We start from the raw sequence: 15,859 nt of genomic DNA, 5'->3' as shown, positions 1-15,859 counted from the left end.
AGTCTGTAGTAAAAACGCATGAATAGTCTAGTAGCCTTGGAAAACAAAACCTTCCAAGTCTGCTTTTATAAGCCTCAACGAGAAACTGATATATCTCGTCCGCATATGTGAATACACTAACTTCGCGATTTTTTTCCGCATTTTTTAGGAATGTATATGGTCCGCTCATCATGTCTATTATTAAGTAACCATAACAGTCGTTATAAGAGTTTTTAGGTAACCGTTGTAGAGTGTGCACTATGTATAAATGTCTTAATCATTTCTATTCTAATATACATGGACACATGATTATTAGTGCTTACTACTCCTACGAGACCCCCAGCCCCCGAGCCCTAGAACCAACCAACTGCACACTCCACAGCCTGCCACGAACAAGACAAAACACCTCCCTCAATTCTTTCTGAGTTGCATTTCGATAGTCATTTCTTTTATCCCTTTCTCAATAGTCCTTTGTCCCCTTCAATTCTTTCTTAGTTGCATCATAACGGATACACACTGGAAATTACCTTCTCACCCGACCCTTCAATTCTTTCTGAGTTGCATCGGCGAGGTACGCAAACTTATACTTCGGGAAACCGATGACCTTCAATTCTTTCTGAGTTGCATCAGAACATTCATTATTTAAAAGAAACCCTCGAGCATCTACACTTTCAATTCTTTCTGAGTTGCATCCGAAAGGTTTTACCCATGCGAGGTTTAAATTTTTTACGCTTTTTCCTGCAAGAAGTCTGCAAAACTGCCCTAGCACACAAATTTACTCGTTGGAAACTTCTGAAACATCCCAATTGGGAAGCTTCCCGAAACACCCCGTTTTAGGTCGGGAATTTTTCCCGTAATCTCTTTTTAAAATAACCTTCCCGATGAGAAACTTCATAAACAACTTTTAGTTTTCCCTTAAGGAAAACATTGACAAAAAGCGGCATACATTTGCGATAAAAGCCGGTCGCAGTGAAGATTTTCTCTTTTTCCGGGTTTTATGTATTCGGTAACTTTCCTTTGGGTTTGGCCGCTCGAGCCCGCACACGTGGGCGCATGACCAACGGCAATCGTCTAGGGCCCCCTGGGCAACGTGCACCCCTCGGGGCCAAGTGTACACGCCGAGCACGAGGGATGACCCCCAAGAGTAGTATGCTCGGCGTGGGTAGGGGGGACGCCTATGGCTAGGGGTGGGACCCGCAGAGGGCCGGGTAGCCTAAAGCATGCAGCCCGTCCGCCAAAAAACGAGTCTTTTTTCTGGCCCCTTTCCACTTTTTCTTCCCCCCTTTCCCCGATCCGCCCCCACCCTCATATGGGTGGCGCCCCCACGATAGGGGGCGGCTTCGATGCCTGGCCGTGTATGGGGGACCCTGCACGGCTTGGGCGATGAGGGTCGCGCCTCGCCACGGGAGACCCTGGCAGGCGCGGCTAGGGGAAGGGGGAAAGGGGCCAGCCAACGACAACCACTAACAGCCATAAACCACACAACCATACATCGCTTAACAAAGAATCTATGACATACATGAACCCACGAAACCCACACTTCCTCTTATCCACCATTATTCGCTACCTCTCCTAACACGCAAAGAAGTGCCCGTCCCGCCGGTTCCCTGGGGCCTAGCGTGATCCATGCCTCCGCGCCCTAGCAGGGCGCCCCCGGAGCCAGGGATCCGGGGTGAGCAGGCATGGATATGGGTACGGCTACAGGCCCCGAGGGCTGGCGGACGGGCCCCACCGACCTCCTAGCAGAACTATACACCAGAGCCCAGCTAGCAAACAGGGAACTACACAGCCTAGTAAACGGACAGAAAAAATACTTCTACGAGTCGACTGAGGCCCTCATACACGGGCTAGGTCTCCCAGCAGACAAGGCAGACACATTGCGAGGCTTCACAGAAACACTAGCCAGCCTACTAGACATGGCATACCCGCAAGCAGAGACAAAGCTACAGAAACTATTGAAAGCCCTAGAAAACAGCAACGTCAAGGTAGAGCTGGGACCACGTGCCAAAAAGACGCTACACGTCATGCCAGAAGGGGAAAGGTGGTATGTCAGTGCACAGCTACGCAGAAAAACATGGCTATTCAAACTGCCAATCTACAGGGTGAGCGCCGACGCCGAGTTCCCAGAAATACTAAACCTCTCCAGCCAGGACTTATACTACTTACAGGCAGGATGGCGAGCTAGCGATGAAAGTTGCGATCAGAACGAACCCCGAATGGGGACGACACAGCCATGGCAAGTACTTGCATGGGCAGTCGCGCGCTACGGCTATCTTCGGATATACCTCAGTTCTTTAAACCTAAACATGACTGAGCCAACCTTCGCTTGGACCATAACAAGCAAAAGCTGGGAACAACAGTGGCCCACCCGTGAAGGCAAAAAACAGGCACAGCAAGTAGCTAGCCAACACCCGCTCGGCATGCTGGCATGGTACCTCGGCGACGGCAGGAGACACAAATACGACCTAAGGTACAAAATTGGAAACGAAGAAAAATACGAGCCAAAAGATCTGGCACAGCAAATCCTGCAAGCCGCGTACCAGACAGGCTACGGAAAACTGCTAGACCTCCTAGAAAGCGAAAAATGGACAGCAATAAAACGACTACAGCCAAAACAGCACCCAGTATACGCAACCCTACAAGGCCACATCTTCTGGCTAAACTACTACGACGACAAACAAGTCCTACAGGCACGAGCCCTATTCAAAGACCCAGCCCAGGCACACAGACTGGCAAAAGCCCTAGCAGAAAACGGCATACAGGCACGGATAAACACGTGGAAAACCGGCTACCACATACTACAAATAACGGGACAAAACATACTAAAACTGGCGGAAAACAGCCCAGAATGGCGCATGGCATTAAAGCAACTGGCAGAAAAACACGGCCTACAGCCAAAAACACCAATGCTACGCAGGCTACTCGAGCTCGCGGAAAACCCACCCCAGCCAGAAACGTAATTAGGAGGGGGCGTCACCCATTATACACCCATTTGAACCACCGTCCTCGGGGTTATGACTCGGGCCCACGCCACAGGGCGCGGGTGCCCCGCGGGATACCTGGCTTCCCCACCGCGCGCTCGAGAGGGAAGCTGAATACCTTGGTCGCGCGGGGTGGACTTTCAGGGCGGGGTGACGCCCCTGTTATTAGTATTATTGTGGGGTTTTTTATAAGTTTTTTGTTATTGGAGTGGTGAGAGTACTGGTGTGGGTCCGAATGGTCCTAGGTGGATGTCTTGTCCTTCGTCTGCTGGGGCTAGGATGAGTCTTAGTCCTAGTGGTTTGTTTTTGGTTGTTTGTGTGTGGTGTAGGTCTGTGAGTATGTTGTGTATTATGTTGTCTTGTGTTGTGTCTGGTATTGGGGTCATGTCTAATCCTGGGACGCAGTATGTTGTGTATGCGGTTAGGTGGCTGAGTTTTAGTTGTTGTAGTCTTGCTAGTTCTTTGAGTCTGTTGTCTTCTGCTAGTGGTAGCATTGTTTCGTTGTAGCCTATTGTGGGGAGGTGTTTTGCTAGTTGTGCTAGTTGGTTGTTTATTTGTTTGATTGCTGTTATGGTGCCTGGTGCTGCTAGGGTTTGTCCTGAGTGTTTTTCGATTATTGTGGCTACGCTTTGGTCTTGCCATGGGCTTAGGGAGATGTCTATTCCTAGGAAGTTGTCGAGTGTTTGTTTTGCTGTTTGTGCTAGGGCTGTGAGTGTTTTTTGGAGTTGTTGTGGTGTTTGTGTGGTGTAGAGGGATGGGTAGAGTAGGCTTATTGATGTTCCTGGTGTGAGTGTTGCTGTTGCTGGGAAGTATGGTGTCTGGACGAATTGTCCGTAGGTTACTGCGTATCTGGCGGCTGTGAGTGGGGATTGTTCTGAGAGTGTGCGGATTGTTTGGGCTAGTAGTTGTGTGTTTTGTGGTGTGTATAGTGTTGTTGTGTATAGTCTTGGGAGTGTGGCCATTGTGTCTGCTAGTTGTTTGGGGTGTAGTGGTTTGAGTTGTGGGACTGCTGTGTAGTTTATTTGGTATTTTTCTGCTAGTTCGTGTATTGTTTGTGCTGTTTTGTCGAATTTGTCTGGTGTTGTTGGTTTTGTTGTTAGGCGCTTGGTCCATATTTCTAGTTGTGTGTTTTTGGCTAGTTGTTCTGCTTGTTCGGCGAAGCGGGCGAGGAGGGTTTCTATTGTTTGTGGTGGCTGGTCTTGGTCGATGTGTATTGTTAGGGCTCTTATTTTGTGGCTAGTCATTGTTTTCGCCTGTGGTGTGTGTTTCTTGGAGGTGCTGTATGAGTGTGTCGAGGTCTTTGAATATCTTGGTTGTGTAGTATTCGAAGAATGGGCTTGCGGACTGGTGTGGGAAGATTGCGTATACGTGTTTGTTGTGGGTGTAGCCGTATTTTATTTCGCTTAGTACTCCTGGGGAGAGGACTGTTGTTGGGTAGTATACGACTATGAAGTCTGACTGGTTTATGAGCTGGTAGTCTCTGGCGACTATTTGGTCTTTTATGTCGTCTAGTGCCTCGTAGATTTGCTTGATTGGTAGCTGTACTGTCTGGGTGGCTGTGGGTATTTCTACTGTGTCTTTGCCGTTTTTTTCGGCCTCGTATGCCATGTCTACTAGTATGGAGTCTTCTATCGAGATTGGGTCGAATACTACTATTCCTGCTTGTTTTAGGCGTTGTTTGACTTCGTCTTTTTGTTTCATGAATTCGGGGTCTCCTTTTACGTGTGTGATTGGGTAGCTTAGGTAGGCTTTTGGGGCTGGTTTTTGGCCTGTTTTCTTTGCGCGTTCGACGTCGTAGAGTATTTTTTGGAGCATTTGTGGGTCTTCGTGTCTGGGGAATACGTAGTATGGTTTTCTCTGGTATTCTGCTAGTAGTCTTGTTATGAAGGCTTCTTCGTCGCGCCATACGAGTATTTCTTTGAGTGTTAGTTTTCCCCGCCAGGCGTTTGAGGAGGCGAGTGCGGCGTAGATGTAGTGGGCGTTGTCGATTATGTTTATGTAGACGTCTGGGGAGAGCATGTTTACGTAGTGGAAGTTGAAGGCGTGGAGTAGGTGTTTTTTCCAGCGGAAGCATACGTGTGTGCTTATTGCGGCTACTTGTCCTTTTTGTCTGGTTTTTTCGACTTCTTTTAGTATGTCTTCGAATGTGGCGGCGCGGAGGTATTCGAGGGCTAGTGGGTCCATGTCGAGGATTTTTCCGTCTGGGATTTCTACTCCTAGTTCGCGGGATTTCTGGTACATGTTTGTGCCTACGTCTATTATGTTTAGGTCGGGGGCTGTGGTTGTGAGCTGTTTTAGTAGGTCGTATCTGCCGCTTCCGCTTATGCCTGTTACGAATGCTACTAGGTCTCGACTATTCACGTGGGGATTCATGTGGCTCGGAATAAAAATTTAGCTCTTTCAGTTGTCTTCGGATCCGTGTTTCAAGTTTCCTCGTGGTAGTGGGGAGGCTTGTTAACGTAAATTATCGAGGCCTTTTCTTAGCTGTGTCTATTCGAGAGAACTTGGAAAGCAGTGGTTTTTAGAGTAGCAAGCTTCAATTCTTTGCGAGCTGTATTGTGATGATTTGTCGGAGACTTTTCCCGTGGCCTAGATTTTAAATAATCTTCCTATCGAGAAGCTTCATAAATAAGTTTTGGTCTTCCTGCTTATGTATATAAATTATTTATTGTTTAGCGCGCGGCTAAGTGATACTAATCTTTTTTGTTTGTAGCTTTTTATGTATGTTGACGGGGTTGGCTGGTGGATGGGTTAGGTTTGTAGTGTTTTTAGGATTTTTTCTCCGTCGCCTGTGAGTTTGTAGCCTATGAGTGGTTTTCCGCCTTCGTAGAGGAGGGATGGGACTATTAGTCTTTTTCCGCTGAGTTCGCTTATTGCTCTGCTGAATAGTTCTTTGGGTAGGTTGACGAAGTTGAAGAGGGATTCGTGGTCTGTTTCGCCGCCCATTGTTGCGATTGCTCTGAGTATGGTTATTCCTTCTGGGCTTATTCCGACTGTGAGCTGTGGCGGTGTTGGTGGCTGTGGGGCTGGCTGGGCTGGGGGCGGTGTGGCTATTCTTGGCGCCGGATTTATGGTTGTGTCTGTCGTTGGCCGGGGTTCTGGTAGTCTCGCGATTGGCCTGGCGATTTCTGGGGGCTTGGCTACTTCTACTGTTATTGTGGGCTTTATTTTGACGGGCTGTGGCATTGCGCCCATTTCTGTGAGTTCTTTTTCTGCTTGTTCGTAGACTTGTTCTGGGTAGATGTAGTACCTGTTGATCACGGTGAATACGTCTTTGACTTCGAAGACTTTTTTGAGTCTTAGCCATTCTAGGACGGCTCGCCTGCGCTCTATCTCGGCGTATAGTTCTTCTATTTTCTTTCCGGTCTTCTCGGCGAGGAAGCGTATGTGGTAGCTTTCAGACATTATGACGTGTTTGTCTCTGACTGGGTCCCATCTGACTATTTCCCTGTATTTCTCGTAGTCTTCGACTTCCCATATGTGTTTGACTCTTCTTGCGAACTTGCCGTCTGGGAGGAGGGTTCTCTCGCTGAGGAGGGCGATGTTAAGCGAGGGTATGTAGGTTGGGGAGACGTTCATTGGGGGGCTTGTGAGCCTTTTTACTGCCCTGTCGAGGGAGTCTGCGTGCATTGTGGACATGCCTCCGTGGCCGGTGGACATTGCTTGGAATAGTACGAAGGCTTCTTCTCCCCTGACCTCGCCGACGATGATGTAGTCTGGCCTGTACCTGAGTGAGACCCTGACTAGGTCGTAAAGTGAGATTTCTCCGACCTTGGACTCGCCTAGTCCGTAGCTTTCCCTGCTTACGAGCTGGACCCAGTTCTCGTGTGGGAGGTTTAGCTCTGGTGTTTCCTCTATTGTTACTATTTTGAAGCCTGGCTTGAAGAAGTTTGCTATGGCGTTTAGGAGGGTGGTTTTTCCTGCGGCTGTTGCCCCTATGACCATTGCGGTCATCCTGTTCTCGATCATTAGCCAGAGGTAGGCGGCGCTCCAGGAGTCGAGGTTTCCAGAGTTGACCATCTCGACTATCGACATTGGCTTTTCTCTGAACTTTCTGATGGTGAATGTGCTTCCGCGTGGCGAGACTTCTTCTCCGTAGGTTGCCGCCAGCCTGTGCCTGCCTGGGAGCATTGCGTCTACTATCGGGAACGCGGCCGAGATGTGTTTTCCAGACATGTGTGCCAGCTTGACGATGAATTCTCTCAGGTAGTCCCTGCTCCTGAAGATTATGTTTGTGGGTATGCTTTCGTAGTCGCGGTGCCACACGTGGATTGCTCGGTCTACGCCGTCACAGCTGATGTCTTCCAGCTTGTAGTCGCGTATGAGTACTTCTATTGGGCCGTAGCCTACGAGGTCCCTCTCGATGTAGTAGATTACTTTTTGCCAGCTTTCTTTTGAGAGGCCCCTGGCGACGCTCCTGTACTTCTCTGCGAGGCGCCTGGCCTCGGAGATTATGTGTTGTCTGAGTTCTAGGTCGAAGGATACCGGGGGCTCGAGCTCGACGCTTAGTATGTCTATGAGTTTTTCGAGGGCTTTTTGCTCTGTCTTTGTGAGCTGTACTTCTTCTACGAAGTATGCGCGCTGGTTTCCGGCCTCGGGTATCTCGACTATTTTTACCTTTGCAAAGGGCTCTACTACCCAGTATTCGTCTATGACCCTATATGTGTCCTGTACTGGGAGTAGAACTACTTTCTCTTCTTCTTTTGAAGCTTCTGCTGCCTTCTTTTTCTCTTTTGATCCTTTTTTCACGTTTTTTTCTTTCTCTTTAACTTTTGTTGACAATTTATCCTCCCTTAATGTTTATCCTTGAAGATAATAGTAAAGCCATAGTTTTAAATGGGTTTCGCAGTTCTAACTTGGCTGAATAGCAAAGATGCAGAGGATAGAATGTTTAGCTTTGGAACGCTGGGGCTCGAAAACTCAATAAACAGGTTTTTGTATTGTTAATGGGCGATGGTGAGCCTTGCGAGGTCTGAATTTGTGAGGAGTCGAACCTCGCTGAGCCTCATGGCTTTTCTGCGAGTATCCCGTATTCCCTTATTATTTTCTTGACTTGGAAGCCTGCGCGTCTGAGTCTTTCTGCTACTCCTTTCTGGAAGCTGACTCCCCTGTGTTTGCCTGGGGCCCCTGTGTAGTGGAAAAGTGTTCCCCCTCTCTCTAGAACCCTGTATATCTCCCTGTAGAATTCTTCGCTGTAGAGTTGTCCTGCGAATGCAAATACTGGTGGGTCGTGCAGTATCTTTGTAAAGGCCTCGTCCGGCAGTTGCTTGATTATTTGGGCCGCGTCGCCTAGTAGGATCTTTATGTTGGTTAGGGCTTTCGAGTACGGGTTGTGTTCCGCTATTTTTAGGACGTTTATGTCTTTCTCTATTGTTGTTACTTCTGCGCCACGGCTGTGGGATTGTATGGCCGTGTAGCCAAGGCCCGTACAGATGTCCAATACAGTGTCGCCTCTTTGGACCCCCAAGAGCTTTACTTTTAGGCGTGCATCGTCTAGAGGGGTTGTCCCAGAGATGTTGTGCATGTGTACCCCGTTTATCTCTAGTGTTGGGGCTGTCTTCTCGCCTAGGTACTTCAGCTTGTAGTAGTTACTATCCCTGAGCTCAACTAGGTAGACGCCTTCCGGGCCAAGATACAGGAACCTGTCGCTGTCGACGATGCGTCTTAAAATGTTCTCCTCAATTGTATAAGAGTTGTTCTCAAGGCTGATAACGTATCCTTCGCCGGTTTTTTCCGCAACGGCAGAGTCGAGCCCTACGTTTACCGGGACCTCTCCTTTCCCTTTTAGCCCTAAAAGCCTAGTGGCTGTGTAGGGGCTCAGAAGGATGCCTTGGACGGGTTTAAACGTGTATTCCTGCATGGTTGGCGCTTCCCAGAGTGAAACATATAGGCTATGTTAATAAATAGTGGGCCCGCCGGGATTCGAACCCGGGACCACCGCCGCTCCTAGGAAATTGTGCCTTGTAAGGGCGGCATCCTAACCACTAGACTACGGGCCCTGGAGGTCGGTATTTAGAGGGGCCTTGTGTGGTAATAAATTTTTCTTTGCATAGTTTTTCTTTTGTATAAGCAGGTTTCTGATGGCGCTGGTAGTTCTAAGGACGCCTGGCGTCTAGCAATATTGTAAAAGTTTAAAAGATGTTTTGGTGGTTTGCTGTGTATGTCTTTCAGGGAACTTTACATGCATCATGTGTCGCCGACTCTTTTCGGCGTGAATGGCGACTATGATTCTGCAAGGATTGTAGTGATGGGTATTCCCTTTGACTCCGCCGCAACAGGTGTGCCTGGTGCACGTTATGCCCCTAGGAGGATTAGGGAGGTCTCAGTGGAGCTTGAGACTTTTCACCCTGCAACAGGCCTCGACGTCGAGTTTGCCAACGTGTTTGACGCGGGCGACTTGCCGCTGGTTACCTGTGTGGATTCACTGGTTAGGGTTGTGGGCAGAGTTGTCGAGGAGGTTTATGACTCCGGGAAGAGAATTATTTCTCTTGGCGGGGACCACTTTGTGTCGTACCCTGTCATCTCCACTGTGGCGAGGAAGACCGGCAGGCTAGGTGTGCTTGTGTTTGATGCTCACATGGATCTGCGTGACGAGTACCCGTTCGACTGCAGGTACAGCCATGCGACCGTGTTCAGGAGGCTACTGGAGGAGAACTCAAACATCGAGGTTGCGTATTTTAGGCCTAGGGGCTGGAGCAAGGAGGAGTATCTCTACGCTAAGGAGACTAAAAGGGTTCAGGTCCTCGGGGACGAGGCAGAGGTGGATGACTGGTTTAGGAGGGCCGAGAATGTATATGTGACAATTGATATAGATGCTGTAGACCCCTCGTTTGCCCCCGGGACGGGGACACCTGAGCCATTTGGATTGCATCCTGATACTGTACGGAAGATAATAGAGGAGACATTCCCGAGGTATTCCCAGAAGATAAGGGGCCTGGACATCGTCGAGGTTAACCCGCTTGTTGACGTCAATGATGTGACTTCTAGGCTGGCGGCTAAACTATTGATGTATGCCTTGGTGGGCCTGCTCCCATATTTGGGATAGTAAAGTTTTTAACGACAAGCTGGGGATTCTTGGCTGATTATTTATGGAGGGTTTTGGTGAGGCACGAGAGATCAAGATGTACAGGTGTCTTAGGTGTGGTAATGTTTTTAGCTTGGAGGACCAGGAGAGGCTTCCTGGGATAAGGTGTCCCCAGTGCGGGTTTAGGATTTTTGAAAAGGTTAGGTTGCCTATTCCTAAGCGCGTGAAGGCTGTTTAGCGAGACCTGCCATTCTAGGAGAGAAACAATGAGTAAAGTTTATATTGCGGCATGTTCATGTGTTTCTTAGCGTACGGGAGAAAATGAGCGCGGAGTTGCTAGATAATATATTAAAGGGCGTCTTCAAAGAGCAACAAGTTATCAAGATACGTGTAGAGAAAAGAAAAGGTCACAGAGAAGTTACCATTATTCAGGGCTTAGACCTCAAAGACCCCAACCTCAAGAAGCTTGTGTCCGAAATGAAGGCAAAGTTTGCGTGCGGCGGGACAATAAAGGACGACCACGTGGAGCTTCAGGGAGAGCATCGCTACAAGGTTAAAGAGTTCCTTGTGGCCAATGGTTTTCCAGAGAGCAACATAATTGTAGAGTAGGGACCTGTTTCCCGAATATTAAAAAGAAAACTTTTTTATCTTAAATTTAAAAATAATTGGTGAATTTACATGAGTATTGATGCAAATAGTGTTGCCTCTGAGCTTGCCGAGGTTATCGCAAAAATACAAAAAGAACTGAACGATACTCTGCGCGAAATTTGGGCTAGACACTCTTCTCTCTATCCAGAGAAGCTGAGAATGATGGATCCCCTCTACGACATTGAGGATAGAGGAGACTCGATAGCTGTCTATGTCGACGTGCCTGGGTTCAGAAAAAACGAGATAAAGATTAGGGTCACGGAGGACGCAGTGGAGGTTATTGCTCAAAAGAACGAGGAAAGAGTAAAGGAGGAAGAATCAAGGAAATATCTCCATCGCCAAAGGCTTTACAAGCAAATTTACAAAAAGATTACTCTTCCGACAAAAGTTAGACCGGAGCTGGCTAAGGCTAGGTTTGAAGACGGGGTTCTAATAGTAGTTGTTCCCAAGAGTGGTGCCGAAAGAGAGGTCGAAGTAAAAGTAGAATAAATCAATAGGTAAAAAGGTATGCATGCCAGCAGGCCAATTATTAGGGAAGTTGTTAGAGACCTCTATGTTCTACGAATAGATGACCACGAGACAAAGTTCTTTGAGGGCTTATGGGAGATACCAGAGGGCATCTCCTACAACGCATACCTCTTGAAGACTGGTGAGGGAGCCGTTCTCTTCGATGGATGGAAAAAGACATATGCTGATCTGTTAGTCGAGGAGATAGAGAAACTTGTAGACCTTCGCGATATAAAGTATGTCGTTGTTCACCACATGGAGCCTGATCACAGCGGCAGTATTCCGGCCTTGATGGCACGTGCGACCAACGCCGTTCTGCTTGGACACCCGTTGGCTGGAAAGATGATTTCAAACTTTTATGGTGCATACAAGTTTAAGCCGGTCAGTGACGGCGAAGAATTGAAGATAGGCGAACACAGCTTGAGATTTATCCATGCTCCATGGCTTCACTGGCCGGAAACAATCTTCACCCATATAGTGAACCTAAACGTTCTTTTGACATGTGACGCTTTCGGCTCATATTCTTTGCCCCCAGTTTTTGACAGCGAAGTTGAAGACTGGAACCAGCTGGATGTTGCAATTAGGAAATACTATGTAAACGTTATTGGAAAATATTCACAAAACGTATTAAAGGCTTTAGAGAAGCTTAAAAGCCTCCAAGTGTCCCCTTCCATAATTGCACCCTCCCATGGAGCGATCTTTAGAGACAAGCCTGCACACATACTGGACAAGTATATTGAAATTGCACAGGGAGTTCCAAAAGAGAACAAGGCGGTAGTCGCCTACGTGTCCATGTATGGCTTTGTTGAACAAATGATCGACGCAGCCGTTTCACTACTGAGGGAGAAAGGCTTCAATGTGAAGATTTACAGGTTTACCGACAACCATAGGGATAATGTTTCAGACCTGCTTGGAGACCTTTCCGACGCTGGTCTAATGGTCATCGGTGGGGGCACGTATGAGGCTGGTGTCCAGCCATTGCTAGGCTACATTCTACACCTCATAGCGTCCAAACTAGGCTATAGGGCTGGCAATCTACCAGTTCTTGTGTTGACGAGCTATGGCTGGGGACCCGTTGCGGGAAAAATGGTATTAGAAGAATTAAAGAACAAAGGTTTTACACGTATCGAAAATGTCGAAGCAACTGGGCAGGTACGCCGGGAACACGTAGAGAAAATCAGGCAGGCCATTGAAAAGCTGACCTCGTAAATCGTCATCATGTTTTTATTCGGATAGCTAGTTGTGATTTATGTGGAGAGCTTTAAGGAGGGCATACTTCAAGTAGTTTCAAAGATTAAGTCTTCAGTCCTGCTGGACACAAAAGAACTCGACTCTATAATCCGTGAACTGCAAAGGGCCCTGCTGAAGGCAGACGTAGAGGTAAAGCTTGTACTCGAGATTTCAGAACGCATAAAAAAGAGGTTTCTAGAGGAGGAGCATCCGCCAGGCTTCTCAAAGAAAGACGTGTTGATAAAGATCCTCTATGACGAGCTGGTTAATCTCTTGGGAGGCGAGACGACAGAGGAACTCGCAATTAAGCCGATTCCCTACAAGATAATGCTCGTAGGAATCGAGGGGTCAGGAAAAACTACCACCGCTGGCAAAATAGCCAACTATTTCAAGAAGAAGGGCTACAGGGTTGGACTCGTAGCTGCAGACACATATAGGCCCGGCGCCTATGACCAGTTAAAAATGCTCGCCGAATCTGTAGGCGTAATGTTTTATGGTGACCCCCAGGAACGGGACGCTGTCTCCCTAGCTAAGAAAGGCATAGAGACACTCGAGAAAGCCGGCGCCCAAATCATAATTATCGACACGGCTGGCCGCCACAAAGACGAGAACTCATTGATGGAGGAGGTAAAGGTACTCTACAGGGAACTAAAGCCAAACTCTGTTTTTCTGGTTGTCGACGCGACTCAGGGCAGTGCAGTCGCCCGGCAAGCGCGTGCTTTCCGCGAGGCTGTACCCTATGGCTATGTCGTTGTGTCCAAGATGGATGGCTCTGCCAAGGGTGGTGGCGCGCTCTCAGCCGTAGCCGCTTCGAATGCTAGAGTCCTCTTTATAGGTGTCGGGGAAAAAATCGATGACCTGGAGCCCTTCGTCCCGAGAAAGTTTGTAGCTAGACTACTTGGGATGCCAGACCTCGACGCGATTCTTCAGAGATTTGCCGAATTCAGTAAATATGAGAAAGAGAGAGCAAAAGCTATAGCCGCTGGAAAAATAACTCTGCTAGACCTTAAAGAACAGCTGGAGAGCATAAAGAAGCTTGGGCCTCTGTCCAAGATAGCTGAAATGATGGGTCTACAGGTAAAGGTTACAGGCGAGGAGGAAATGAGTGTAGATCGCTGGATAAACATCATGAACTCCATGACCATGCAAGAGTTGCTGAACCCAGACATTATTGACTCCTCGAGGATTAGAAGAATAGCAAGAGGCTCAGGAGTTACACCCAGGGATGTAAGACAACTTCTAGATGCCTACAAAAACATGAAGAAAATGGTAAAACAGTTGTCTAGGTCGCGTAGAGTAGGACTGCCACCCTTCTCTTAGCCCTCTCGGATAAAACCTGATTCCCTGGCTACTTTTTTCAGTTCACCGGTTCCCATGAGAAAATTACAATTGATTTTTAATTAAGGAACCTTGAAGAACTTCCTCATTTTCCTTGAATTTTTTGATTTTTCACTTGAGTATAGATAAGCTTTTATATGTCAACTCGCGAATCAAATTTATGGGAATAACACTTTCAGAACTTAAAGGCAAAAACGTTTACACCCAGGACGCGCGTCGAATCGGAGAAATAATTGACTTCGGCTTCAAGATAGGCGAAACCACGCCCTTCTTCGTGGTGAGAACTCCCTCCGGAAAACCCCTCGAGATACCCTGGAGCAGTGTAGCGGCAGCCAAAGACATAGTTTTGCTGAAACCAGACTTCCAGGTTCCAGAAGACCTCCTCGTACAACCAGCCATGCCTGTTGCAACTCCACAGACTACACAAGCACAACCTGCCCAGCAACCCCGCTTTGGAATCTTTAAGAAAAGCGAACAGAAGATTTGTCCCTACTGTGGAAAACCAGCCACATGGATACCCCAGTATCAGCGCTGGTACTGCTATAATTGTCAAAAATACATAGACTAGGAAAAAGCCTCCGCCGAAACGACGTGATTTTTCTCTTAGGAAAGTATTTAAATATCAAATAAGAATTTTTCAACCGAGCGGTGCGCGCGGCATAGCCGCCAGTAGAGAGCGCTTCAAGCTAAAGGCGGTGTACCGCCGGTAGCTGTGAAAAGGCGTGTTGCCTGGCGGCTACAGCGCACCGAGGACGACCACCCTTTAGTTGTAAAATTAAAATACCTGAATATTGTTGCTAGTTTAGTGGTGTGGTATATATGGGTGGTTTACCTGTTTCACCTAAATATGTTATAAGGGCTAGAATAGATGTTAAGGGTAACGTCGAGAAGCACGATATAATAGGGGCGATTTTTGGACAGGCTGAGGGCTTGATTGGAAACGAGCTTGACTTGAGAGAGCTCCAGAAGCTTGGGAGGATTGGCAGGATTGAGGTTGAGATGAAGCAACAGGACGGCAACGTTGTGGCTGAGGTGGAGATACCGACGAACCTTGACATGGCTGAGACAGCGATAATAGCGGCGACTATCGAGACCATTGATAAGGTGGGTCCTTATCCTGCCAGGAGCGAGGTAGTATCTATAGAAGACGCCAGGGCCGAAAAAAGGCAGAAAATTATAGAGAGAGCTGTTGAGCTATACAAAAAGTTGCAGGAAAGTATACCTGAGTCTAAGGAATTAGTCGAAGAAGTTCTCCGCAGGGTTCGGTCTGCTGAACTTGTAGAATACGGGGAGGAAAAACTTCCAGGCGGACCCGACGTAAAGACCTCGGATACCATTATACTTGTGGAGGGAAGGGCGGACGTCTTAAACTTGCTGAGGTACGGCTACAAGAACGTGTTAGCACTGGGAGGCGCCACTATTCCCCCAAGTTTAAGGGAACTCCTTTCAAACAAGAAAGTTATCTTGTTCGTCGACGGGGATAGGGGCGGCGAGCTGATAGCGAGGAACGTAGTGAATTCTCTAAAGGTCGACTATATAGCCAGGGCTCCGCAGGGCAGAGAAGTCGAGGAGCTCACCGCAAAAGAAATTGCAAGGTCCCTACAGAATGCTGTACCAGTTAAAGATTTCCTTGAAGAGCTTGAGAAAGAAAAGAAACTGCAGAAAGAGAGGGAGACAAAAGCCGAGGTTATTGTCCCACCCACGAAGCTTATTAAATCCATCAAGAAAAATCCCGATATGGCTCAAGAAGTAGTTGTCCCCCTCGAGGTTTACCAGAAGATGGACGAATTAAAGGGAACCCTGGAAGCCATAATCTATGACGACAACTGGCAGATGCTTGAGAGGGTTCCTGTGAGGGATCTTGTTAACAAGCTAAAAGAGGTAGATAAAGCTGCACACGTAGTGCTGGACGGGATCATAACTCAACGCTTGGTAGACATCGCGTACACAAAGGGAGTGAAGACACTCATTGGTGTACGTATAGGGGAAATCATCAGGAAGCCGGACAACACAGTTCTCGCCACCTTCTCGACCGTCAAGCCGGAAAGCTCGCCTGAGACACCTGTCCAGCAAGAAAACGCTAATTCAAACACGGAAAACCAAGACGCAGTGCATCAAGAAAACCAGCCAAGCGCCCAGGCACAGCAGTGAC

Annotated in this window: 15 protein-coding genes and 1 tRNA gene; 10 read left to right on the top strand and 6 right to left on the bottom strand. The window is 48.0% G+C overall.

Features of this window, described 5'->3' with window-relative positions; all coding sequences use genetic code 11:
• Positions 1-1,050 precede the first annotated feature (1,050 nt).
• Entirely contained in the window at positions 1,051-1,248 is a 198-nt protein-coding gene (locus tag QXT17_RS02465) for a hypothetical protein (RefSeq protein ID WP_342784371.1), read from the bottom strand.
• Between the two features lie 74 nt (positions 1,249-1,322).
• On the opposite strand from QXT17_RS02465, the gene QXT17_RS02460 reads away from it, so the two are divergent.
• The gene (locus QXT17_RS02460) at positions 1,323-1,493 is read left to right on the top strand and encodes a hypothetical protein (RefSeq protein WP_187147054.1); all 171 of its coding nucleotides are present in this window, start codon (positions 1,323-1,325) and stop codon (positions 1,491-1,493) included.
• 168 nt (positions 1,494-1,661) lie between these two features.
• A complete protein-coding gene (locus QXT17_RS02455; RefSeq protein ID WP_342784370.1) occupies positions 1,662-2,939 on the top strand; it encodes a hypothetical protein in 1,278 nt (425 codons plus the stop codon).
• A gap of 221 nt (positions 2,940-3,160) precedes the next feature.
• Here QXT17_RS02455 and QXT17_RS02450 read toward each other — a convergent pair whose 3' ends face one another.
• From QXT17_RS02450 to QXT17_RS02430, 5 genes are all read right to left on the bottom strand, one after another.
• On the bottom strand, positions 3,161-4,204 hold the full coding sequence (locus QXT17_RS02450) for a DUF711 family protein (RefSeq protein WP_052887203.1): 1,044 nt from the start codon (positions 4,202-4,204) through the stop codon (positions 3,161-3,163).
• Entirely contained in the window at positions 4,197-5,321 is a 1,125-nt protein-coding gene (locus tag QXT17_RS02445) for a hypothetical protein (protein ID WP_020962417.1), read from the bottom strand. Before QXT17_RS02445 ends, QXT17_RS02450 begins: the two co-directional genes overlap by 8 nt.
• Positions 5,322-5,711: 390 nt before the next feature.
• Positions 5,712-7,742: a type II/IV secretion system ATPase subunit gene (locus QXT17_RS02440; RefSeq protein WP_342783215.1), complete on the bottom strand. Its 2,031-nt coding sequence runs from the start codon at positions 7,740-7,742 to the stop codon at positions 5,712-5,714.
• Between the two features lie 223 nt (positions 7,743-7,965).
• Positions 7,966-8,820 carry an MnmC family methyltransferase gene (locus QXT17_RS02435; protein WP_020962419.1) on the bottom strand — a complete coding sequence of 285 codons (855 nt, stop codon included), beginning with the start codon at positions 8,818-8,820 and terminating at the stop codon, positions 7,966-7,968.
• A 47-nt stretch (positions 8,821-8,867) separates the two neighbouring features.
• A tRNA-Val gene (locus QXT17_RS02430) sits at positions 8,868-8,959 on the bottom strand.
• Positions 8,960-9,120: 161 nt separating this feature from the next.
• Between QXT17_RS02430 and speB the strand changes: the two genes are divergently transcribed.
• The 8 genes from speB (at position 9,121) to dnaG (ending at position 15,858) form a co-directional block, all read left to right on the top strand.
• The gene (gene speB / locus QXT17_RS02425) at positions 9,121-10,005 is read left to right on the top strand and encodes an agmatinase (protein ID WP_020962420.1); all 885 of its coding nucleotides are present in this window, start codon (positions 9,121-9,123) and stop codon (positions 10,003-10,005) included.
• A gap of 43 nt (positions 10,006-10,048) precedes the next feature.
• Complete coding sequence (locus QXT17_RS02420; RefSeq protein WP_020962421.1) at positions 10,049-10,222, top strand: DNA-directed RNA polymerase subunit P; 174 nt, start codon at positions 10,049-10,051, stop codon at positions 10,220-10,222.
• An 83-nt stretch (positions 10,223-10,305) separates the two neighbouring features.
• Entirely contained in the window at positions 10,306-10,593 is a 288-nt protein-coding gene (gene yciH / locus QXT17_RS02415; RefSeq protein ID WP_052885643.1) for a stress response translation initiation inhibitor YciH, read from the top strand.
• 69 nt (positions 10,594-10,662) lie between these two features.
• Positions 10,663-11,121: an Hsp20/alpha crystallin family protein gene (locus tag QXT17_RS02410; protein ID WP_020962423.1), complete on the top strand. Its 459-nt coding sequence runs from the start codon at positions 10,663-10,665 to the stop codon at positions 11,119-11,121.
• A gap of 18 nt (positions 11,122-11,139) precedes the next feature.
• Complete coding sequence (locus tag QXT17_RS02405; protein ID WP_020962424.1) at positions 11,140-12,348, top strand: FprA family A-type flavoprotein; 1,209 nt, start codon at positions 11,140-11,142, stop codon at positions 12,346-12,348.
• A gap of 42 nt (positions 12,349-12,390) precedes the next feature.
• A complete protein-coding gene (locus QXT17_RS02400) occupies positions 12,391-13,689 on the top strand; it encodes a signal recognition particle receptor subunit alpha (protein ID WP_342783214.1) in 1,299 nt (432 codons plus the stop codon).
• A gap of 178 nt (positions 13,690-13,867) precedes the next feature.
• Entirely contained in the window at positions 13,868-14,275 is a 408-nt protein-coding gene (locus QXT17_RS02395) for a PRC-barrel domain-containing protein (protein WP_020962426.1), read from the top strand.
• Between the two features lie 251 nt (positions 14,276-14,526).
• Positions 14,527-15,858: a DNA primase DnaG gene (gene dnaG, locus QXT17_RS02390; RefSeq protein WP_020962427.1), complete on the top strand. Its 1,332-nt coding sequence runs from the start codon at positions 14,527-14,529 to the stop codon at positions 15,856-15,858.
• Position 15,859 lies beyond the last annotated feature (1 nt).

The organism is Thermofilum sp., from assembly GCF_038871435.1.
Lineage (GTDB): Archaea > Thermoproteota > Thermoprotei > Thermofilales > Thermofilaceae > Thermofilum > Thermofilum adornatum.
The sequence above is the reverse complement of the archived record's forward strand: the minus strand, read 5'-3'. Positions and strand labels throughout refer to the sequence as shown.